This is a genomic window from Aeromonas sp. R7-2, assembly GCF_040908105.1.
In the GTDB taxonomy this organism is placed as follows: domain Bacteria; phylum Pseudomonadota; class Gammaproteobacteria; order Enterobacterales; family Aeromonadaceae; genus Aeromonas; species Aeromonas caviae.
Window position 1 is genome coordinate 129,792 of record NZ_JBFODC010000020.1, and the last position, 19,834, is coordinate 149,625.

Genomic DNA, 19,834 nt, shown 5'->3' on the forward strand with positions numbered 1-19,834 from the left:
CCATGCATCAACATCTCAACACCCTCTATCAGGGTCAGTCTCTCACCCGCGACGCCGCCCGCGACGCCTTCGGCCAGGTGGTTCGTGGTGAAGTGGATCCCATCGTGCTCGCGAGCCTTTTGACCGCCCTCAAGATCAAGGGGGAGACCCCGGAGGAGATCGCCGGCGCCGCCGAGGCGCTCTTGGCCGAAGCCCGCGACTTCCCGCGCCCGGACTATGCCTTCTGCGACATCGTCGGCACCGGGGGAGACGGCCTCAACACCATCAACGTCTCCACCACCTCGGCCCTGGTGGCCGCCGCCTGCGGCCTGAAAGTGGCCAAGCACGGCAACCGCTCGGTCTCGAGCAAGTCGGGGTCGAGCGATCTGCTCGATAAAATGGGCATCAAGCTCGACATGAGCCCGGCCCAGGCCCGCCGCTGCCTGGACGAGCTCGGGGTCTGCTTCCTGTTCGCCCCCCAGTACCACGCCGGGGTGCGCCATGCCATGCCGGTGCGCCAGGCCCTCAAGACCCGCACCCTGTTCAACGTGCTGGGGCCGCTCATCAATCCCGCTCGCCCCAGCTTCCAGCTGATGGGGGTCTATGCCCCCGAGCTGGTGCGCCCCATCGCCGAAACCCTGCTGGCACTCGGCCTGAAAACCGGTATGGTGGTGCACGGCGCCGGCCTCGACGAGATTGCCATCCACGGCCCGACCCAGGTGGCGGAGATCCGCGACGGCGAAATTCGCGAGTACTTGCTCACCCCGGCGGACTTTGGCCTCGACACCTACCCGGTCAGCGCCATCCAGGGCGGTGAGCCCGAGGAGAACCGCGCCATCACCGCCGCCATCCTGGAAGGGCGCGGCAGCCCGGCCCACAACGCCGCCATCGCCGCCAACGTGGCGCCGCTCCTGGTGATGGCGGGCGAGGCCCCGGACTTTCGGCAGGCCGCCGCCCGGGTGCTGGCGGTGCTGGCAAGCGGCCAGGCCGCCCTCCTCGCCCGGGATCTCGCTACCCTGAGCCATCAGGAGGCATGATGTCAGCCACCACCACAGCGTGCCCCAGGGGCACTCACCCAGAACGCCCGACGGGCAACAGCCAGCTTCGCAAGGATAACGAGATGTCAGATGTCATTGCTCCCCACGCCTTTCTGAACATGGCCTCCATCAGCCAGACCATTCTCGGCAAGATCGTGGCGGCCAAGCAGGAGTGGGTCGCCGCCCGCAAGGAAAGCCAGCCCCTGGCGAGCTTCCAGGACGCGCTGACCCCGAGCGATCGGGATTTCGAGGGGGATCTGCGCAAAGGCTCCACCCGCTTCATTCTGGAGTGCAAGAAGGCCTCCCCCTCCAAGGGCTTGATCCGCAACGACTTCAGCCCGGAGGCCATCGCCGACATCTATGGCCACTACGCCACCGCCATCTCGGTGCTGACGGACGAGAAGTTCTTCCAGGGGGATTTCGCCTTCCTGCCCCGGGTACGCGGCCGCGTCCAGCAGCCGGTGCTCTGCAAGGACTTCATGATTGACCCCTATCAGGTCTATCTGGCCCGCCACTATCAGGCGGACGCCATCCTCCTGATGCTCTCCGTGCTCACCGACGAGGGGTATCGCGCCCTGTTCAAAGTGGCGAAAGAATTGGGCCTGGGGGTGCTCACCGAGGTGAGCAACGAGGAGGAGCTGACCCGCGCCATCGACCTCGGCGCCCCGGTGATTGGCATCAACAACCGGGATCTGCGGGATTTGAGCGTCGATCTTGCCCGCACTCAGCAGTTGGCGGCCAGGATCCCGGGGGATCGGGTGGTGATCAGCGAATCCGGCATCAACCACCGCGCCCAGGTGGCGGCCCTGCGCCACCACGCCAAGGGCTTCCTGGTGGGCTCTTCCCTGATGGCGGAGCCGGATCTGGAAGCCGCGGTGCGCAAGCTCGTGCTCGGCCAGAACAAGGTGTGCGGCCTGACCCGTCCCGAGGACGCCGCCGCCGCCCATCAGGCGGGCGCCGTGTTCGGCGGCCTCATCTTTGTGGCGAAAAGCCCGCGCTACGTGGACATTCCCGCCGCCCGCGCCGTGATGGCGGGTGCGCCGCTCTCTTACGTCGGGGTGTTTCGCAATGCCCAGCCCGCCACCATCGCCAAGACGGTGGATGCGCTGGGGCTCGCCGCCGTGCAACTGCACGGGGATGAAGACGCCGCCTATATCGAGACCCTGCGCCCCCTGCTGCCGGCAGGCTGCCAGATCTGGAAGGCCGTCGGAGTCACAAGTGGCGAGCCCCTGCCCGCCCTCGACTACCCGGCGGATCGCCTGCTGCTGGATACGAAAGTCGGCAGCCAGAGCGGCGGCACCGGTCAGGCGTTCGACTGGACTCTGCTGGCCCACCTCGACAAGAGCAAACTGATGCTGGCAGGGGGGCTCAACCCCGACAACGCCCTCGAGGCCGCCCGGGTGGGCTGTGTGGGCCTTGATTTCAACTCCGGGGTGGAGAGTGCCCCGGGCAGGAAGGATGCCCACAAGCTGGCGGCCGCCTTTGGCGCCCTGCGCCAACTGTGAGCGCCCCCGTGACTCATTCAACGAATTAATGAACTGCGTTTGCCCATAAGCACAAGGAATAATGTATGACCCTGCTCAATCCGTTTTTTGGTGAATTTCGTCGATGACATGTATGTGCCCCAGCCATACGCCTCAGCCCGCCAAGGCTCATACCTGATCTCAATTGCAGAATGTAAAGGAAGATAACCATGACCCTGCTCAATCCGTTTTTCGGTGAATTTGGTGGCATGTATGTGCCCCAGATCCTCATCCCCGCCCTGCTCCAGCTGGAGAAGGCCTTCGTCGATGCCAAGGACGATCCGGCCTTCATCGCCGAGTTTCAGGCGCTCCTGACCGAGTACGCCGGTCGCCCGACCCCGCTCACCCTGACCCGCAATCTGACCAAGGGCACCAAGACCCGCCTCTACCTCAAGCGTGAAGATCTGCTGCACGGCGGCGCCCACAAGACCAACCAGGTGCTGGGTCAGGCCCTGCTTGCCAAGCGCATGGGCAAGCACGAAATCATCGCCGAGACCGGCGCCGGTCAGCACGGTGTGGCCACTGCGCTGGCCTGCGCCCTGCTCGGCCTCAAGTGCCGGGTCTACATGGGGGCCAAGGATTGCGAGCGCCAGAAGCCGAACGTGTTTCGCATGAAGCTGATGGGCGCCACCGTGATCCCGGTGCACTCCGGCTCCAGCACCCTCAAAGATGCCTGCAACGAGGCGCTGCGGGACTGGGCCGCCAACTATGAAACCGCCCACTACCTGCTCGGCACCGCCGCCGGTCCCCACCCCTTCCCCACCATCGTGCGGGAGTTCCAGAAGATGATCGGGGAAGAGGCCAAGGCCCAGTGCTTCGAGAAGGAAGAGCGCCTGCCCGATGCGGTGATCGCCTGCGTCGGCGGCGGCTCGAATGCCATCGGCATGTTTGCCGACTTTATCGATGAGCCTTCCGTTCGCCTTATCGGGGTCGAGCCGGGTGGTCACGGCATCGAGAGCGGCGAGCACGGGGCGCCGCTCGGTCACGGCAGCAAGGGGGTCTTCTTTGGCATGCACTCCTTCCTGATGCAGGACAACCAGGGCCAGATCCAGGAGTCCTACTCCGTCTCGGCGGGGCTGGACTTCCCCTCCGTCGGCCCCCAGCACGCCCACCTGGCCGCCATCGGCCGCGCCGAGTACCCCTCGGTGACCGACAAGGAGGCGCTGGACGCCTTCCAGGAGCTGGCCAAATCCGAAGGCATCATCCCGGCGCTGGAGTCCTCCCACGCCCTGGCTCATGCCCTCAAGATGGCCCGCAGTGAACCGGAAAAAGAGCAGGTGCTCATCGTCAACCTCTCCGGCCGTGGCGACAAAGACATCTTCACCGTTGCCGACATCTTTGAAAAAGAAGGAACCTTGTCATGAACCGTTACGCACAACTCTTCTCCCGTCTGGACAAGGCCAATCAGGGCGCCTTCGTGCCCTTCGTGATGCTGGGTGACCCCACCCCCGAATTGTCCCTGGCCATCGTCGATGCCCTGGTCGAAGGGGGCGCCGACGCCCTCGAACTCGGCATTCCCTTCTCCGATCCGGTGGCGGACGGCCCCACCATTCAGGGTGCCGCCCTGCGTGCCTTTGCCAGCCACACCACCCCGGATGACTGCTTCGGCCTGCTCGCCCGCATCCGCGCCAAGTACCCACAGCTGCCCATTGGCCTCCTGGTCTACGCGAACCTGGTCTATGTGCGCCACATCGACGGCTTCTACGAGAAGTGCCAGCAGGCAGGGGTGGACTCGGTGCTGGTGGCGGACGTGCCGGTGCAGATGTGCGAACCCTACAAGGCGGCCGCCGACAAGTTCGGCATCGACAGCATCTTTATCGCCCCGCCCAACGGCGATGCCGAGACGCTAAAGGCCGTTGCCGAGCTCGGCTCCGGTTACACCTATCTGGTGAGCCGCGCCGGCGTGACCGGTGCCGAGACCAAGGCCGGCATGCCGGTGGAGGGCCTCATCAACACCCTGCGCGAGTTCAACGCCCCCCCCGCCCTGCTCGGCTTTGGCATCAGCGAACCGGCTCAGGTGCGTGAAGCGATTGCCGCTGGCGCCGCCGGTGCCATCTCCGGCTCCGCCGTGGTGAAGATCATCGAGACCCACCACCAGAACCCGGAGCATATGCTCACCCGTCTGAAGGAGTTTGTGGAAGGGATGAAGGCCGCGACCAATCGATAAGGGGCGGCATGGGTCAGATGCCATTGGCCATGTTTGCAAAAAGGGAGCCTGATAGGCTCCCTTTTGTTATCCTGCATCAGCGGTTGGCTTCTCTGTAGGTCTGATTAGCGAAGCGTAATCAGACGTTCGCGACGTTGATCTGATGGCGCGGCTTCGCCATGCAATGGAGCACCGTAGGGTGCAATAAGCGCAGCGCATTGCACCGCAAGAAATCGTCTGTTCCACGACGACAGACTCTCGCCGAATTCCCGAGCCAGCGGTTGAGCCCTTGATGCGGTGCGGCTTCGCCGCATGGAACGCGAGGGCACTGCCCTCGACAGGGTTTCGCCCGCCCTTCGGGCTGGGGCGAGTGACTTTGGAAAGACCCAAAGTCACCAAAGGTCTTCTCCCCCACCAAGCCGCCCGCCTACGGCGGTTTCCCTCGCCTCACTCTCTGGGTCGGACGGAACGCCGCAGATGGTACATCCCTGTACCAACTGCGACTGCGCCGTCATCCCTGACGGCGCTCCTGACCCATTGAGCTCGACTCGGCAGCTTGGAGGGGGATCAAGACAAAACCGTGCCAGCCCACAGCCCCCGTCTAGCCGCAAACAAGCTCCCTCTCCCACCGGGAGAGGGTTGGGGTGAGGGGAATTCCCTCTATTCTGCTCACCCAACAGCCAACTAGAACGACAGTTGCTCACTAATTGATTGAACCGGCTCAGATTTCTATCAACCACCCCTTCCCATGCCTCGTTCAGGGCCCTTAAGATATCCAAACGACAATCCCTCTCTCGGGAGAAGGCCATGACAGCGATTGTTGCTATCTCGCAGATGACAGGCAGCAGACTGGGGGCTGGAACTCAGGGGCGGTAGCCTTGCCAGGATTGTGGCGCCAGACTCGAAAAATATGGCGCTCAATGCAGGTTCAACCACTGCAAGGGCTTCGATATCGACCGATAATCCGGCAACATAGCCGGGACTTTTCCATCGTATCGAGATCTGAGTGTGACCAAGACTCCAATTCTGCTTTTAGTCGGCCGCGACGATTGGCAAAGAGATGAGGCATTGAACCAGGCCCTGCTGACCAGATTGAGAAAAAACAATGTCGACATTCGTTGGGAGGATCCAGCGGCCGGCTTCATTTTTTCATTCAGAAAATGGGTAAAACGGCTCCGTCTTCTTCCAAAACGCCTGGAACGATTACATCTTCGGGCGGCACAGGTACTCTATGGTATCTTGCACCCATCGTATTTTTCCTATCTGTATCACAGGAAAGACAACGCTGTGTTATCTCGTTGTGATTTTCTCAAGAAGACAATCAGCAGCCAGGGTATCGCTGAGCGTGTCATCGTGCTTGCACGCTCTTCAGGTGGACGGGTGTCATCATTGATCGCCGATGAACTGGGTCTCAAGAAAATAATTTGCCTGGGCTACCCTTTCAAACATCCTGATTCGCAGGATGAGCCAGAACGTTATCAGCATCTGGCCAATCTCCAAACTCCCATGCTGATTATCCAGGGTGTTCATGATGAATATGGTGGTCTGGGTATAGAAGATCACTACCCTCTCAGTGAGAATATTCAGATCTCTTATTTTGATACGAATCATAATTTCACTGTCGATGATGCCACTATCACCCGATTGGTTGATGCCATTGAAAACTACTCGGGTTTGGTGAAATGGTCTTGATATTTATAAACAGATGCATGTGTTGAGACCAGGGACGCTTTGAAACAGGCGGGATAATCAGTTCACCTGCCTATTGACCAGTGGTGGTTCTTCTTTGATGATGAGACCACCTTTTTATTATTACCGCCTTTCCGGCTAATTACTATTGAGGTATTCTTGAAAAGTGAAGGATGCCCAATCTGTGACTTTACAGATATAACCGTGTTGGATGAGTCAAATTGCACCACTTTTGATATTTGCGAATGTTGTGGTGCCGAGTCAGGTTTTGATTATGATCAACACTCCACACCTGAGCATTTTGCCAAGATCCGTCATCAATGGGTTGAAACAAAAAATTGCGCATGGTGGGGGAGTAAAAAAATCGATTCCATTAAACTGGGATCCAAAAAAGCAAATGGCGCTTGCCAACATTGAGATGTCTCTGTAGCAGCCAGTTGTTGGCAAACCATGCAGCACACCACTCACCAAAAACCGGCACTTGAAAACAGCCACGGGTTCTATATTAACCATTGAGAAAATATGAGCTACCGACTCACTGAAAAGGAAATGCAAAACGTCCTTGCTCTTCCGTCGACAGAGCGTGTCATGCATTTCATCAAACGCGTCGCAGACCAGGAGTCTGCCTGGGGATTGCGTGCATCTGACGGCTGGGTGTCTGGCGATATTGATGGTTGTGGCAAGCCAGCATTTGCCATCTGGCCTCACCCTGAATACGCCAGCGTATGTGCCACGGGTCCTTGGTCAACGGCGAAACCTGAGATCATTGGCCTGGACGACCTGATAGGCGAGTGGTTGCCTGAAATGTCCAGACTGGGCATTCCGCTCGCAATATTCCCCACCCCTCAGGACGCCGCTGTGACCATGACGGCACAAGCGTTATCGGCAGCCCTGGCATATGAGCTGGAAAACTACTAGGTGTCAGCGGTCACCCATTCCTGTCGGGCTTCTCATAACGGCGCCTGAACTCGGACCTCAGCAGATAAAAGAAAAGGAGCATCTTTTGAACCCAGACTACCTTGAAACCGGCAAACAGTTTTTTGTTGGGTGGGGGACATTGATGCTAATCAATGCTGTCCTCGCCCAAGGGAAGAATCGCAGCGGTTTGGCCTGGTTTTTTATTTCATTGCTGCTAGGCCCGGTTGCAACATTGATATTGGCTCTGGTTCCAAAAAGAACAGAAAGTCAATGACAAGACATGCTTTAACCATGATGCCTTTCAATTTTTTGATAACAGGTGGATCATGTAGCGATTCATTTTTATCAATTTGGCAGGCTCTAAAAATCAGTCAATATGCTTGGAAAAAACAAATTATATCGCTGTGAACTGGCGCTATATGAATTTCCCTGGTTAATGTTCATGTTTGCACCGCAATCCAGGCCGTGTATCAATCCCTCACCATGAATATATTTCCATCAGACATATTCGGATATCCCGGTACGGACCTGGTATCTGATGGTGCGCTCATGCTCTCAATCTGAGGCTCATCAAAAATGAACCCCCTTTTTCTATCCGAAAGACATCCTGTTTCCCATAAGGCGGCCATTCTTGCTGATGAAGGAACTTCGGTCTGGCTCTACATGACAGACTCCGGGTCTGATTACCCTGCAGCGGACTGTTGGCTGCTCAATACGGTACCATCCCCTGAACATCTGAATGAGTACTGCGGCAACAACGCACCGCCGGCAATCCTCAAGTTTGTTGTTCCTGGTAGTGAAGGTGATGCGCCCCTCGAAAGCGATATTGAGCTGCGTTGGGCGCCTGACGGTCATTCCGTCGCCCTGTTGGTCAAGGGTACGCCACTGGGGTTTATTGCACAGGGAAACAAACATGGCTACAGCAAGAATCTGGTGACTGCCAGCCCGTTTGGCATGCCATTTGAACAAGAGCTTTATGAGCGGTTGTTCCCATGATCACTCTTGTCTTGTCGGCCTGTCATTCAAGACGTTCATAGCCTTCACTGGTCTGGATTGAACACCCCATCTTGCCAACAGGTCGGGCAATATTGAAGCCAAATCCCAAACACAGAATCTGCCGCAGAACAAATTTCTGTTATGCATGTCGACCGCCGCCGCTGGATATAACACGCCATAACATAGAATCTGAGAAGGCAAAATGGACAATCTGGAAAAAATCAAAAACCTTATTCCGCTATGGTATGCACAAAGGAAGTGGGCTGAAGAGCTGCTTGTACGTGTTTTTCATCTGGCCTCCGCAGAGGAAATATTGGAGCCAAAGCATAGGGGAAGCATGACCATACCAGGGACTCATTGGGTCTATCGTACTCATGGTGTTGGTGTCGATATATACCGAACTGCTTCTGTCGGTGGAATAGACTTTGATTTCAACAAGCCAGATCCCGACGAATGGCGCTTAAAAATATTCTTTGAAAAACAGTACAATGAAGGCAACCTCTCTTTCACCGCGTACCGCGAGCTCTATGAGGATGAAGAACTGCTTGACCGCGTTATAAAAATGGCGCTTGACAGGTGATCTACAACACCTGTCGTTTATCAAACCCATATCTGGTTTTAGTGGGTCGTGTCACGACAGGGCGGCGTAGATTTCCCGGGCAAGGTGTCATTCGATCGGGAGGATAATGATGGACATTCGACATAGAGAACCCGTCAAAGAGTATGTTATCAAGGCAGGCATGACGTCTGTTTCGAACAATTCCAAATGGAATCGTCTTTTTGCGTTGCTGCATCAGAGCAACAGGTTCTTCCAATACCGGCGAACGGATCTGGATGGTTCCACATTTCCAGAAGATGGCAAGAGCTATACACCAGAACTGGCCCAATATTGGGGCAACTTCTGGGCCATGGAGTTCCTGGATGTCCTGGCATACCAGGCTCACTCCAGAGGGGCATTGCTGGCACCGGATATTGAAGATTTCACGGATGAAGCGATTCATATTGCGAGCCAGGCCGGTGTCAAATTTACCATGCTGGAGCGTGGTATCCGGGTCTGGGGCTATGTGAGAAAAGAGAGCCATCCCGTTTTCGTCTGTATGCACAACCAGTCTCTACAGGCGCAGCGGCAGGACCACTGCGCGAACTAGCGTACTGTGTTGACCCTTATTTTTCTGCATTGCGCAAACGACTTGCGCCCCAAAAAGAGCGACGAATGTCTTGGTGCAAATACATGCCCTACACAGAGTCGTGTCACTGGACATATCAACCATCGTCACCACACCAGATGTTGCAGGTAAAGCAATATGCCCGATGAAATACAGCTGGCATTTACGCCAGACAATGTAAAACAGGTTTTGACATGGGGCGCCCATCCAGAAAGTGCACCTCACCATCATGAGTCCATTGCTCACTGGTGTGAGGCTTTCTGGAACAAATACGCTGATATAGATGCCCCCGCAGAGATTGATGCCGTGATGCCCATACTCGCGGAGGTAGAAACGAACTGGGATATCCACGTTGCACTGAATAAAGAGTCTGCCTCCATGCCTGCTGAATGGTTTGTCGCATGGTTATCTCAACTACCGGAGTGACAAGGCAACACCCCGTCAGGCCGGAATCGCAAAATAGCACGCACGTGACAAAATAGAATGCCCGAAGAAGAAGACCCATCGTTGAATCACACCAGCTGGCATGGCTGATTAACGCAGCGAAAGGCTAGCGACAAGCGCCTGATCCTCCATATTTCGCATCCAATAAGTGAATCGCCCCATGATAAGAACACTTATCCAACTTCTGTTGACACCGCTTCTGGCGGTTGCCTTCCTCTATCTTTGCAGCCTGCCGGAGGATCTCTATTTCGACCCGCCGCTCTTAAGCTATGTCGTCATGTTTCTTGTCACTCTGGCTGGCACCACCTATGGCAGGATCAAGGCCTGGCGCGCCTCCTGACCGACCTCATCACAGATTCTCAAGGCTGCGCAGACGCAGCCTTGAGCCCATGGCGGGCATTGCCTACAATGACCCACTTTTTATCACTCTCAGGTAAATAAAATGAGCGACAACAAACCTGCACTGCCCGACCGTCTGGCGGCCAACCCGCGCAGCCCGCACCATGTGGCGGAGTGCTTCGAGCACGAGATCGGCATTCGCGTGAACGGCAAGGAGCGCACCAATGTCGAGGAGTACTGCATCAGCGAAGGTTGGGTGAAGATCCCCTCCCCCAAGGCCAAGGATCGCTACGGCAACCCCATGCTGATCACCGTCAAGGGAACCGTCGAGGCTTTCTACGCCTAAGCGGCCCTGACCGCGCGCCCCGCCGGGCCCGCCGCCATGCTGTTCAGAACACCGGCCTTGCGCCGGTGTTCTGCTGTTAAGGGCGGCCCAGGGTTACAGGCGCCTCTCTTTCTTTGCTCTCTGTTGCCTTCCTTTGTCTTCCTTTCCCTCCCTTTCTTTCGACTTTTCCTTTTCATCTGGGCCCTGATCCGGCTGGCAGGCCGCCTTTGGCATCCAGGCAGGGAGGCGCTCCTGTCATCCCTGCCGGTTTACCCAGGCCATCACAGCATCACTCACCCTCGGGAGCGCGACTTGCCGCCCTGCCAGCGTTGCAGCGCAGCACCCGCCAGCACCAGCAGGATGCCGAGCAGATCGTTCGCGGCCAGCCGTCCGGCCAGGGCATCGAGCAGGGCGCCCCCCGCCAGCTGGCCCGTGACGATGAGCAGGGCGCAGGCCAGGGCGCCGACCCGGCCGACAGCCCAACTGCTGATGGCGACGAACAGCGCCCCCAGCACGCCGCCGAGCAGCAGCCAGGGATCGAGCCCGGCGAGCCGCTCCCAGGGCGCCCCCTTGAGGATGAGCAGGGCGCCGAGCAGCCCGAAGCCGAGCAGGTGGTTGGCAAGGGACGCCGTCATGGCGCCCCGGGCGCTGGCGAGGCGGCCATTGAGGGTGCGCGACAGGCTCACCGCCACGCCGTTCAGCAATCCCAGCAGGATCAATAAGGTCATGGTGTCTCTCCTAATGCAGCACGATAAGCAGGGCGCCGGCCAGCACCAGCAGGGCGGCGAGCGCGTCTTTTCCCGAGGGGCGGCGGCGAGCCAGTCCGAGCCAGCCGAGGCCATCGCACAGGGCACCAAACAGCAGTTGGCCGAGCAGCAGCAGGGCCAGGGTGCCCGCCATGCCGAGGGGGGAGTTGAGGCACAGGGCCGCCAGCACCACGGTGAGCGCCCCCGGCAGACCACCGAGCCAGGCCCAGGGCGGGGCCGCCTCCGGCGTCGGGGGCCTTGGGGAGAGCCACCACAGGAGCCCGGCCACCAGGGTGCCGACCCCGTGGGCCAGCCAACTCGCGAGCCAGGGGTCGGTGGCGCGGGACAGGGCGCCGTTCTGGGCGATCATCAGCGCCAGCAGCAGGCCGGCGGCGAAGGCGGCCAGGGCGCCCAGGGTCTGGCCGAGTGTCTGTCCGAGGGCGGGGCGGCCGGGGCCGCGGTCAACAAGCGGGGGGATCATGGGGTTGCTCCTTGGTTGAACTGACGAGCAGGGTAAATTGTTTTTGATTTGGGGATAATCTACCCTCCTGGAACAACATTGTTTCCATAACGAGAACAACATGAACCAGGAAGCCTTCGCCCTGCTCCCGGCCTTCGTCGCCGTGGTGGAGTCGGGCACCTTCTCCGGCGCCGCCCGTCAGCTCGGCCTCAGCAAGTCGGTGCTGAGCAAGAAGGTGAGCCAGCTCGAGCAGGCCCTCGGCTGCCAGCTCCTCTATCGCACCACCCGCTCCCTCACCCTGACCGAGGCGGGGGAGCGCTACTTCGAGACGGTGCGCCATGCAGTGCGCCTGGCCAGCGACGGGGAAGATGCCATCGGCGCCCTGCAATCGGCCCCCCGCGGCCTGCTGCGGGTGACGGTGCCCATGGTCTATGGCCGGCGTCACATCGCCCCCCTTGTCCCCGAGTTTCTCGCCCTTCACCCCGAGGTGCAGTTGCAGCTGGAGATGAGCGACGCCCGGCAGGATCTGGTGGCCGAGGGGTTCGACGTGGCGGTGCGCATCGGCGAGCTGGAGGATTCGAGCCTGGTCGTCCGCCGCCTCGCCCCCTGTCTCAGCACCCTGTGCGCCGCCCCCGCCTACCTGGCGCAGGCCGGCACGCCCCGCATCCCGGCGGATCTCGAGCACCACAACTGCCTCTTCTACTCCCTGTTTCGCGGCGGCACCCAGTGGCGGCTGCACGGGCCCGAAGGAGAGGTGGCCATCACCCCCAGGGGCAATTTCGAGGTCAACAACAGCGATGCCATCCACACCGCGCTGCTGGCGGGGCTTGGCATCGGCAACATGCCGGACTTCATCGTGGCGCGGGATCTCGCCATCGGGCGGCTGGTGCCCGTCCTGCCAGACCATGCCCTGCCCGAGCACGGCATCTGGTGCGTCTATCCCAAGCGCCGCCACCTGCCCGCCAAGGTGGAGGCCTGGCTGGCCTTCCTGCAGGAACGTCTGGGGCTGCGCTGAGGGGGGCATCGGGATAACCGGAACGGTTCACGTTTTTTTCATCGGGAAGGGAGTAGAGTAAGCAGCAAACCAAACATTTGTTTTTATTGGAAAAGCATTCAGGGGACGAGCCACGGCATCGCGCCCCGCACCCCACAGGGAGCCCCATGATGAAGAAAACCGCGATTGCCCTGACCCTCACCAGCCTGCTGACGCTGCCGCTCGTTGTCTCATCCGATGCCTGGGCCGCCCCGGTGCGCTCCCTGCAAAAGGAGCAGAATTACGAGCAGTTCATCAGCAAGCGCCAGGTGGTGGATCAACTGCTGGCAGACGCCGCCCGCATCTTCCACTCCCCCGCCCGGGTCTCCGATGCGGGCTTTACCGCCAAGATGCCGAGCAACATGGAGCAGGTGACCACCCTGCTGCTGGAGGCCCACCAGCTCGAGCCCTATCGCACCGATCTGCTCATCTCGGCGGCCAACGCCCAGATCTACAACGGCAACGTGGACAGGGCCATCGCCCTGTTCGAGCAGGCCCTCACCGCCGCCCCGGACGATCTGGACATCAACACCTATCTGGCCACCTGGCAGCGCTTCAAGGGCAACCAGGCCAAATCCGATGGCTACCTCAAGCGGGTCGGTGAGCTCAATGCCGGTCGCGCCGCCGACTTGCAGCGACTGTTCGCCACCGTGGACAGGGTGGTCGCCACCCCCCTCAAGGAGCGTCAGGGACGGGGCGAGAAAAAGGGGCGCCGCGCCATCGTCACCCTGGGCTATGCCCTCAATCCCGATGGCTCCATGCACGACATCCTGCTGGGACGCCTCGAGACCACCCGCGCCCTGGCCCAGGCCGATCCGGCGGCCCTCGTCATCCTCACCGGCGGCGTGCCCCAGAACCGCCAGACCGAGGGCAAGCTGATGGCGGACTGGCTGGCGAAAAAGGGCATCGACCGCTCCCGTATCATCGAGGAGAACTACGCCACCAGCACGGTGGAGAACGCCCTCTACAGCGGCTATGCCCTCGCTCGCCACGAGATTGAGTTCGCCACCCTGGTGAGCTCGGCGAGCCATGTGCGCCGGGGCCAGACCCTGCTGGAAATCGCCTGCTGGCAGAGCGGCCCGGCGAACATCCGCATCGACAGCGTCGCCTACCCGGACAAGCCCCTCTCGGCCCTGGCCAAGGCAAGCCCGGAGGAGCTGCTTGGCATCTACCGGGACGCCCTGCGCACCTATGGCCTGTGGAGCTACCGCTCGGCCCCGCTGGTGGAGCGCTGATCCCCCGGCCCCGCCACCCTGGCGGGGCCTTTTCCTCTCTTCCCCCTGCCAGTCACTGCGCCCCCTGGTGGCTGGCCCCTGCACGCACCTGCTGGCCCCTTGCGCCAGCCACCCGATAGACGGCGGGTGAGCAAGCTATCCACTTTCTGGCATATCTCAATCAGATCATTGATTTACCGTTCTTTTTCTAAGAACCAAACGGCATGAGAGCACCCTTCTCGTTCCTTCGCCCCCGGGGATGTTCAGATAAAGATGTGGCTTCCAACACCCCCAACAAGGAAGTGCATCATGACAGCAAAAGGCATCTCTCTGTGGCTCGCGGCCTCCATGCTGCTCGGCCAGTCCGCCCAGGCCCTCGACGTCACCGTGGCCTACCAGACCTCCGCCGAACCCGCCAAGGTGGCCCAGGCCGACAACAGCTTCGCCAGGGAGAGCGGCGCCACCGTGGATTGGCGCAAGTTTGACAGCGGCGCCAGCGTGGTACGGGCGCTCGCCTCCGGCGACGTGCAGATAGGCAACATCGGCTCCAGCCCCCTGGCGGTGGCGGCGAGCCAGAACCTGCCCATCGAGGTGTTCCTGCTCGCCTCCAAGCTCGGGGAGTCCGAGGCCCTGGTGGTGAAGCAGGGGCTCGCGAAACCCGAGGATCTCGCGGGCAAGCGCATCGCCGTGCCCTATACCTCCACCACCCACTACAGCCTGCTGGCGGCCCTCAAGCACTGGAACGTCGACCCCGCGACGCTGCAGATCGTCAACCTGCAACCACCGGCCATCATCGCCGCCTGGCAGCGGGGCGACATCGACGGCGCCTATGTCTGGGCCCCCGCCCTCAACCAGCTCACCAAGGAGGGCAAGGTCCTGACCGACTCCGCCCAGGTGGGTGACTGGGGGGCGCCGACCCTGGACGTCTGGGTGGTGCGCAAGGACTTTGCCAAGGCCCACCCCGAAGTGGTGCAGGCCTTCGTGAACAGCACCCTGGCCGCCCAGCGCGACTACCTGGCCAACCCCGACGGCTGGCTCACCAAGCCGGACAATCTCGCCAAGCTGGCCAAGCTGAGCGGCGTTCCCGAGGCGGACGTTCCCGCTCTGGTGAAGGGCAACACCTACCTCGATGCGAAGGCCCAGAGTGCCGAGCTCGGGCGCCTCGTCAACCAGACCATCATCGACACCGCCCGCTTCCTCGAGAGCCAGGGCAAGGTCGCGAACGCCGCCTCGGACTACCGCCAGTTCGTGACCGATCGCTTCGTGAAAGCCGTGGCCCAGTAAATCCAAGGAGACGACCATGCTGCAGCTCTCTCATGTGTGCGCCGAGTACGCCGGCAGGCGGGTGCTCGACAACATCAACCTCTCCCTGTCCGAGGGGGAGCTGATGGTGGTGCTGGGGCCCTCGGGCTCGGGCAAGACGACCCTCCTCAACCTGGTGGCGGGCTTCGAGCCTTGCCACCACGGCCAGATAAGCCTTGAGGGCAAGCCGGTCACCGGCCCCGGCGCCGAGCGCGGCGTGGTGTTCCAGAGCGAGGGGCTGCTGCCCTGGCGCAACGTGCGAGACAACGTGGCCCTCGGCCTGCAGCTGGCGGGCGTGCCCAGAGCCGAGCGCACCGAACAGGCCCAGGCACTGCTGCGTCAGGTGGGGCTGGAGGGGGCCGGCGATCGCGCCATCTGGCAGCTCTCCGGCGGCCAGCGCCAGCGGGTCGGCATCGCCCGGGCCCTCGCCACCCAGCCCCGCCTGCTCCTGCTGGACGAGCCCTTCGGCGCCCTGGACGCCTTCACCCGGGAGCAGATGCAGACTCTGCTGCTGCGCCTGTGGCACGAGCACCGGCGTCAGGTGCTGCTCATCACCCACGACATCGAGGAGGCCATCTTCATGGCCACCGATCTGGTGCTGCTCTCCCCCTCCCCCGGGCGGGTGACGGAGCGGCTGACCCTGGATTTCGGTCGCCGCTTCGCCGCCGGGGAGCCCTGCCGCAGCATCAAGTCCGATCCGGCCTTCATCGAGCGCCGTGAATACGTGCTGGAACGGGTGTTCGCAGAGCGGGAGGCCTTCGCATGACCCTCGCCCTCGCCCGGCAACGGGATCTCACCCACGCACGGGCAGCGGGCTGGCCCCTGTCCCGCCGTCTGACCCTGAGCCTCGCCACCCTGCTCGTGCTGCTGGCCCTGTGGTGGCTGGTGGCCCACTTCGGCTGGGTCGATCCCCTGTTCCTGCCGCCCCCACAGCGGGTGCTGGCACAGCTCATCACCATCGCAGGCCCTACGGGCTTTATGGATGCCACCCTGTGGCAACACCTGGGGGCCAGCCTGGGGCGCATCCTGGTGGCGCTCGCTGCCGCGGCGTTCTTTGGCATCACGGTGGGCATCGCCATGGGGCTCTCCCCCACGGTGCGCGGCGTGCTGGATCCCCTCATCGAGCTCTACCGCCCGGTGCCGCCGCTCGCCTACCTGCCACTCATGGTGATCTGGTTTGGCATCGGTGAAACATCGAAGGTGCTGCTCATCTATCTGGCCATCTTCGCGCCCGTGGCCCTGGCGACCCTGGCGGGGGTGCAGAGCGCCAACGCGGTGCGAGTGCGGGCGGCCCAGGCGCTTGGCGCATCCCGGTCCCAGGTGCTCTGGCACGTGATCCTGCCCGGCGCCCTGCCGGACATCCTGACCGGGCTGCGCATCGGGCTCGGGGTGGGCTGGTCCACCCTGGTGGCGGCCGAGCTTATCGCCGCCACCCGGGGGGTGGGCTTCATGGTGCAATCCGCCGGCGAGTTTCTCGCCACCGACGTGGTGCTGGCGGGCATCCTGGTGATCGCCCTGATCGCCTTCGTACTGGAACTGGGACTGCGCGCCCTGCAGCGCAGGCTCACCCCCTGGCATGGAGAAGGACAATGAGCCACAGGCTGACCTCTTTCCTTCGCCTCCCTTTCCTATTGGTATCGGGCCTTCACGCCCCCAGACATGGAGCAAGACCATGACCGACAAGTTGACCATTACCCCCCTCGGCCCCCACATCGGCGCCGTCATCGCCGGCGTCAATCTGGCCGAGCCCCTGAGCCAGGGGCAGTTCGAGCAGCTCCATCGCGCCCTGCTCAAATACCAGGTGCTGTTCTTTCGCAACCAGCCCATCACCCCGCGAGCCCAGCGGGCGCTGGCGAACCGCTTCGGGGATCTGCACATCCACCCCGTCTACCCCCACACGGAGGAGGCCGAGGAGATCATCGTGCTCGATACCCACGATGACAATCCGCCGGACAACGACAACTGGCACACCGACGTGACCTTTATCGAGACGCCCCCGGCACTGGCCATTCTGGCCGCCAAGCAGCTGCCCCCCACCGGGGGGGACACCCTCTGGGCCAGCGGCATCGCGGCGCTGGCGGCCCTCTCCCCTCCCCTGCAAACCCTGCTGGCAGGGCTGGAAGCCGAGCACGACTTCACCAAGTCCTTCCCGGCCCATCGCCATGATGACAGCGAGGAGGCGCGCCAGCGCTGGCAGGCGGCCGTGGCCCGTCACCCGCCCCTGCGCCACCCGGTGATCCGCACTCATCCGGTGAGCGGCCGTCAGGCCCTGTTCGTCAACGAGGGGTTCACCACCCGGCTGCCCGGGCTGCCCCCCAAAGAGAGCGAGGCCCTGCTCGGCTTTCTGTTCGAGCACATCACCCGCCCCGAGTTCCAGGTGCGCTGGCGCTGGCAGGAGAACGACATCGCCATCTGGGACAACAGGGTGACCCAGCACTATGCCAATGCCGACTACCTGCCGGCCCGCCGGGTGATGCACAGGGCCACCATTCTCGGGGACAAGCCCTTCTGGCGCCCGGGCTGAACGTCCCCCATGGAGAGCGACCATGAGATAACGCCCAGCAAAAAGCCCGCCGGCTGGCGGGCTTTTTCATCATCTGACGGGACTGGGTGTTGCTATCGGCCCTTGCGCTCCTGCCATCAGGGTGAAGCCCCGATGGCAGGTCTCAGCCCTTGAGCTCCAGCACGGTGGTGAAGCCTCCGAAAATCATGCGGGCGCCGTCAAACGGCATGGTCTGGTGCAGGGGATTGGCGGGATCCATCCTGGGGTCCTGCATCATCTTGCCCATGGCGTCGTCCCGCACCGCCTTGCTCGGCCACTCCACCCAGGAGAAGACCACGGTTTCATCCTCCCTGGCCGCCACCGCCCGATAAAAGTCGGTCTGCTTGCCGTGAGGCACATCGTCCCCCCAGCACTCCAGCACCCGGGTGGCGCCGTATTCGAGGAAGATGGGGTCAAACTGCCCCGCATGATCGATCAGGGCCTGCTTGTTGGCCGTCGGCACGGCGAGCACGAATCCGTCCACGTATGACATCAGAGGTTCCTCCAGTGAGTGAGGATCTCAGCATAGCAGCCGCCCTTCAGCCCGCGCTCTGCGCCGCCCCGCGCAGCCAGCCATCACAAAGAGACCAGCCGCTCCAGATCGCTGCGGGTCAGGCGCTTGCTGTCCACCTTCACGTAGAGGGAGTGCTCCTCGCGTACCAGCAGCACGTCGCTCACCCCCTCGCAGGCGCGGATCCGCTGCTCCAGGGCCGGGGTGGCCTCGACCCCTTCCGGCAGCACGATGCGCAGGCTGCTCACATAAGGGGGCTCGGCCATGGTGAGGCTCACCCCGAGCCAGGCGAGGGCCAGGGCGGCGCAACCGCCAAACACCAGGGGGCCGCCCCCCAGGCTGTAGAGCAGGCCGCCGAGACTGCCGCCGATGGCGACCCCGAGGAACTGACTGGTGGAGTAGACCCCCATGGCGGTGCCCTTGTAGCCCGGCGGGGACTCCTTGCTGATGAGAGACGGCAGCAGCGCCTCCATCACGTTGAAGCCGATGAAGAAGAGCTGCAACCCGGCGAGCAGACCCCACAGCTGCTGGCCGCTCTGCCAGAGCACCAGCTCGGCGGCCAGCATCACCACCACGCACCCGATGAAGACCCGCTTCATCTGGCGGTGCTTCTCGGCATAGATGATGAAGGGCACCACGCTCACGAAGGCGATCAGCATGGTGACCAGATAGGCCTGCCACTGGCTGTCACGGGGCAGGCCCGCACGTTCCAGCAGGGGCGGCAGGGCCACGAAGCTCGACATCAGCAGGGTGTGGACGCAGAGGATGCCGAGGTTGAGTTTGAGCAGGCGAGGGTTGGTGAGCACGGTACGAAAGCTGCCTCGCACCATGGCGGACTCGCGATTTTGCAGGTGTGCCGCCGGGGTCGGCACCACCCAGAGCACCATGGCGATGGCGGCCAGGGCCAGCAGGGCGATGAGCCAGAAGAGGCCGGACAAGCCCAGGGCATGGGTGATGAGGGGGCCGGTCACCATGGCGATGGCGAAGGTGATGCCAAAGCTCACCCCGATGAAGGCCATCGCCTTGGTGCGATTCTGCTCCCGGGTGAGATCCGACAGGAGCGCCATGACGGCGGCGGAGATGGCGCCGCTCCCTTGCAGGGCGCGCCCGACGATGACCCCCCAGATGGCGTCGCTCAGGGCGGCGATGACGCTGCCAAGGGCAAACATCAGCAGGCCGCCAACGATGAGGGGCTTTCGCCCCACCTTGTCGGAGAGCAGGCCGAAGGGGATCTGGAACAGGGCCTGGGTCATGCCGTAGATGCCGATGGCAAGCCCGATGAGCGCCTCGGAGGCGCCCGCCAGGGACATGCCGTAGGTGGTCAGCACCGGCAGCACCATAAACATGCCTAGCATGCGCAGCGAGAAGACGGAGCCGAGCGCCCAGGTCGCGCGTCGCTCGCCCCTCGTCATGGTGAAATCATTCATGAGGGCCTCGATGAGTCAAAAAGAAGAGGAAAAGAAA

General features: G+C 61.9%; 24 protein-coding genes. 20 read left to right on the plus strand and 4 right to left on the minus strand.

From position 1 onward, the window contains the following. Window positions 1-2 precede the first annotated feature (2 nt). The 14 genes from trpD (at window position 3) to AB5Y47_RS06025 (ending at window position 10,583) form a co-directional block, all read left to right on the plus strand. Entirely contained in the window at window positions 3-1,016 is a 1,014-nt protein-coding gene (gene trpD / locus AB5Y47_RS05960; protein ID WP_010673697.1) for an anthranilate phosphoribosyltransferase, read from the plus strand. Further along, window positions 1,016-2,521 (plus strand): bifunctional indole-3-glycerol-phosphate synthase TrpC/phosphoribosylanthranilate isomerase TrpF, encoded by a 1,506-nt coding sequence (trpCF, locus tag AB5Y47_RS05965; RefSeq protein WP_368220008.1) that lies wholly within the window; start codon window positions 1,016-1,018, stop codon window positions 2,519-2,521. Before trpD ends, trpCF begins: the two co-directional genes overlap by 1 nt. Before the next feature lie 188 nt (window positions 2,522-2,709). Beyond that, a complete protein-coding gene (trpB, locus tag AB5Y47_RS05970) occupies window positions 2,710-3,903 on the plus strand; it encodes a tryptophan synthase subunit beta (protein ID WP_010673695.1) in 1,194 nt (397 codons plus the stop codon). Beyond that, entirely contained in the window at window positions 3,900-4,706 is an 807-nt protein-coding gene (trpA, locus tag AB5Y47_RS05975) for a tryptophan synthase subunit alpha (protein ID WP_113725446.1), read from the plus strand. Before trpB ends, trpA begins: the two co-directional genes overlap by 4 nt. Window positions 4,707-5,693: 987 nt before the next feature. Continuing rightward, window positions 5,694-6,377 carry an alpha/beta family hydrolase gene (locus AB5Y47_RS05980; RefSeq protein ID WP_147273913.1) on the plus strand — a complete coding sequence of 228 codons (684 nt, stop codon included), beginning with the start codon at window positions 5,694-5,696 and terminating at the stop codon, window positions 6,375-6,377. A gap of 156 nt (window positions 6,378-6,533) precedes the next feature. Then, a complete protein-coding gene (locus AB5Y47_RS05985; protein WP_324035218.1) occupies window positions 6,534-6,791 on the plus strand; it encodes a hypothetical protein in 258 nt (85 codons plus the stop codon). Between the two features lie 105 nt (window positions 6,792-6,896). Further along, window positions 6,897-7,292 (plus strand): DUF2750 domain-containing protein, encoded by a 396-nt coding sequence (locus AB5Y47_RS05990; protein ID WP_368220009.1) that lies wholly within the window; start codon window positions 6,897-6,899, stop codon window positions 7,290-7,292. An 85-nt stretch (window positions 7,293-7,377) separates the two neighbouring features. After that, window positions 7,378-7,566, plus strand: a complete 189-nt coding sequence (locus AB5Y47_RS05995) for a hypothetical protein (RefSeq protein ID WP_048208017.1) — start codon at window positions 7,378-7,380, stop codon at window positions 7,564-7,566. Window positions 7,567-7,868: 302 nt separating this feature from the next. Continuing rightward, complete coding sequence (locus AB5Y47_RS06000) at window positions 7,869-8,288, plus strand: hypothetical protein (RefSeq protein WP_144034704.1); 420 nt, start codon at window positions 7,869-7,871, stop codon at window positions 8,286-8,288. A gap of 202 nt (window positions 8,289-8,490) precedes the next feature. Then, window positions 8,491-8,868, plus strand: coding sequence for a hypothetical protein (locus AB5Y47_RS06005; protein WP_113725068.1), 378 nt, complete (start codon window positions 8,491-8,493; stop codon window positions 8,866-8,868). Window positions 8,869-8,977: 109 nt separating this feature from the next. Then, window positions 8,978-9,436: a DUF6678 family protein gene (locus AB5Y47_RS06010; RefSeq protein WP_103260459.1), complete on the plus strand. Its 459-nt coding sequence runs from the start codon at window positions 8,978-8,980 to the stop codon at window positions 9,434-9,436. 156 nt (window positions 9,437-9,592) lie between these two features. Continuing rightward, window positions 9,593-9,880 (plus strand): hypothetical protein, encoded by a 288-nt coding sequence (locus AB5Y47_RS06015; protein ID WP_081396122.1) that lies wholly within the window; start codon window positions 9,593-9,595, stop codon window positions 9,878-9,880. A gap of 178 nt (window positions 9,881-10,058) precedes the next feature. Further along, the gene (locus AB5Y47_RS06020; protein WP_139736969.1) at window positions 10,059-10,238 is read left to right on the plus strand and encodes a hypothetical protein; all 180 of its coding nucleotides are present in this window, start codon (window positions 10,059-10,061) and stop codon (window positions 10,236-10,238) included. A 102-nt stretch (window positions 10,239-10,340) separates the two neighbouring features. Further along, window positions 10,341-10,583: a DUF3297 family protein gene (locus tag AB5Y47_RS06025; RefSeq protein WP_010673692.1), complete on the plus strand. Its 243-nt coding sequence runs from the start codon at window positions 10,341-10,343 to the stop codon at window positions 10,581-10,583. Between the two features lie 272 nt (window positions 10,584-10,855). Here AB5Y47_RS06025 and AB5Y47_RS06030 read toward each other — a convergent pair whose 3' ends face one another. Continuing rightward, window positions 10,856-11,290 carry a DMT family transporter gene (locus AB5Y47_RS06030; protein WP_368220010.1) on the minus strand — a complete coding sequence of 145 codons (435 nt, stop codon included), beginning with the start codon at window positions 11,288-11,290 and terminating at the stop codon, window positions 10,856-10,858. Window positions 11,291-11,300: 10 nt separating this feature from the next. Then, a complete protein-coding gene (locus AB5Y47_RS06035; RefSeq protein WP_103261420.1) occupies window positions 11,301-11,789 on the minus strand; it encodes a DMT family transporter in 489 nt (162 codons plus the stop codon). A 100-nt stretch (window positions 11,790-11,889) separates the two neighbouring features. Here AB5Y47_RS06035 and AB5Y47_RS06040 point away from each other — a divergent pair, with 100 nt between their 5' ends. The 6 genes from AB5Y47_RS06040 to tauD all read left to right on the plus strand — a co-directional run bounded on the left by AB5Y47_RS06040 (window position 11,890) and on the right by tauD (window position 17,841). Continuing rightward, window positions 11,890-12,783: a LysR family transcriptional regulator gene (locus AB5Y47_RS06040; RefSeq protein WP_368220011.1), complete on the plus strand. Its 894-nt coding sequence runs from the start codon at window positions 11,890-11,892 to the stop codon at window positions 12,781-12,783. A 149-nt stretch (window positions 12,784-12,932) separates the two neighbouring features. Continuing rightward, complete coding sequence (locus tag AB5Y47_RS06045; RefSeq protein WP_010673688.1) at window positions 12,933-14,036, plus strand: ElyC/SanA/YdcF family protein; 1,104 nt, start codon at window positions 12,933-12,935, stop codon at window positions 14,034-14,036. A 288-nt stretch (window positions 14,037-14,324) separates the two neighbouring features. Further along, on the plus strand, window positions 14,325-15,299 hold the full coding sequence (tauA, locus tag AB5Y47_RS06050; protein ID WP_042014206.1) for a taurine ABC transporter substrate-binding protein: 975 nt from the start codon (window positions 14,325-14,327) through the stop codon (window positions 15,297-15,299). Between the two features lie 16 nt (window positions 15,300-15,315). Then, complete coding sequence (tauB, locus tag AB5Y47_RS06055) at window positions 15,316-16,083, plus strand: taurine ABC transporter ATP-binding subunit (RefSeq protein WP_368220012.1); 768 nt, start codon at window positions 15,316-15,318, stop codon at window positions 16,081-16,083. Further along, window positions 16,080-16,910: a taurine ABC transporter permease TauC gene (gene tauC / locus AB5Y47_RS06060; protein ID WP_102948679.1), complete on the plus strand. Its 831-nt coding sequence runs from the start codon at window positions 16,080-16,082 to the stop codon at window positions 16,908-16,910. The genes tauB and tauC overlap by 4 nt, the downstream gene beginning before the upstream one ends. 79 nt (window positions 16,911-16,989) lie before the next feature. Further along, entirely contained in the window at window positions 16,990-17,841 is an 852-nt protein-coding gene (tauD, locus tag AB5Y47_RS06065) for a taurine dioxygenase (protein WP_043155533.1), read from the plus strand. A gap of 142 nt (window positions 17,842-17,983) precedes the next feature. Here tauD and AB5Y47_RS06070 read toward each other — a convergent pair whose 3' ends face one another. Both AB5Y47_RS06070 and AB5Y47_RS06075 read right to left on the minus strand, forming a co-directional pair. Further along, window positions 17,984-18,352, minus strand: a complete 369-nt coding sequence (locus tag AB5Y47_RS06070) for a DUF1428 domain-containing protein (RefSeq protein WP_010673687.1) — start codon at window positions 18,350-18,352, stop codon at window positions 17,984-17,986. A gap of 83 nt (window positions 18,353-18,435) precedes the next feature. Continuing rightward, window positions 18,436-19,797, minus strand: coding sequence for an MFS transporter (locus AB5Y47_RS06075; RefSeq protein WP_041213223.1), 1,362 nt, complete (start codon window positions 19,795-19,797; stop codon window positions 18,436-18,438). Between the last annotated feature and the right edge of the window lie 37 nt (window positions 19,798-19,834).

Coding starts and splice junctions, on each gene's coding strand:
- trpD (WP_010673697.1), top strand. CDS start 3: ATGCATCAACATCTCAACACCCTCTATCAGGGTCAGTCTCTCACCCGC.
- trpCF (WP_368220008.1), top strand. CDS start 1,016: ATGTCAGCCACCACCACAGCGTGCCCCAGGGGCACTCACCCAGAACGC.
- trpB (WP_010673695.1), top strand. CDS start 2,710: ATGACCCTGCTCAATCCGTTTTTCGGTGAATTTGGTGGCATGTATGTG.
- trpA (WP_113725446.1), top strand. CDS start 3,900: ATGAACCGTTACGCACAACTCTTCTCCCGTCTGGACAAGGCCAATCAG.
- AB5Y47_RS05990 (WP_368220009.1), top strand. CDS start 6,897: ATGAGCTACCGACTCACTGAAAAGGAAATGCAAAACGTCCTTGCTCTT.
- AB5Y47_RS06000 (WP_144034704.1), top strand. CDS start 7,869: ATGAACCCCCTTTTTCTATCCGAAAGACATCCTGTTTCCCATAAGGCG.
- AB5Y47_RS06005 (WP_113725068.1), top strand. CDS start 8,491: ATGGACAATCTGGAAAAAATCAAAAACCTTATTCCGCTATGGTATGCA.
- AB5Y47_RS06010 (WP_103260459.1), top strand. CDS start 8,978: ATGGACATTCGACATAGAGAACCCGTCAAAGAGTATGTTATCAAGGCA.
- AB5Y47_RS06015 (WP_081396122.1), top strand. CDS start 9,593: ATGCCCGATGAAATACAGCTGGCATTTACGCCAGACAATGTAAAACAG.
- AB5Y47_RS06020 (WP_139736969.1), top strand. CDS start 10,059: ATGATAAGAACACTTATCCAACTTCTGTTGACACCGCTTCTGGCGGTT.
- AB5Y47_RS06025 (WP_010673692.1), top strand. CDS start 10,341: ATGAGCGACAACAAACCTGCACTGCCCGACCGTCTGGCGGCCAACCCG.
- AB5Y47_RS06030 (WP_368220010.1), bottom strand. CDS start 11,290: ATGACCTTATTGATCCTGCTGGGATTGCTGAACGGCGTGGCGGTGAGC.
- AB5Y47_RS06035 (WP_103261420.1), bottom strand. CDS start 11,789: ATGATCCCCCCGCTTGTTGACCGCGGCCCCGGCCGCCCCGCCCTCGGA.
- AB5Y47_RS06040 (WP_368220011.1), top strand. CDS start 11,890: ATGAACCAGGAAGCCTTCGCCCTGCTCCCGGCCTTCGTCGCCGTGGTG.
- AB5Y47_RS06045 (WP_010673688.1), top strand. CDS start 12,933: ATGAAGAAAACCGCGATTGCCCTGACCCTCACCAGCCTGCTGACGCTG.
- tauA (WP_042014206.1), top strand. CDS start 14,325: ATGACAGCAAAAGGCATCTCTCTGTGGCTCGCGGCCTCCATGCTGCTC.
- tauB (WP_368220012.1), top strand. CDS start 15,316: ATGCTGCAGCTCTCTCATGTGTGCGCCGAGTACGCCGGCAGGCGGGTG.
- tauC (WP_102948679.1), top strand. CDS start 16,080: ATGACCCTCGCCCTCGCCCGGCAACGGGATCTCACCCACGCACGGGCA.
- tauD (WP_043155533.1), top strand. CDS start 16,990: ATGACCGACAAGTTGACCATTACCCCCCTCGGCCCCCACATCGGCGCC.
- AB5Y47_RS06070 (WP_010673687.1), bottom strand. CDS start 18,352: ATGTCATACGTGGACGGATTCGTGCTCGCCGTGCCGACGGCCAACAAG.
- AB5Y47_RS06075 (WP_041213223.1), bottom strand. CDS start 19,797: ATGAATGATTTCACCATGACGAGGGGCGAGCGACGCGCGACCTGGGCG.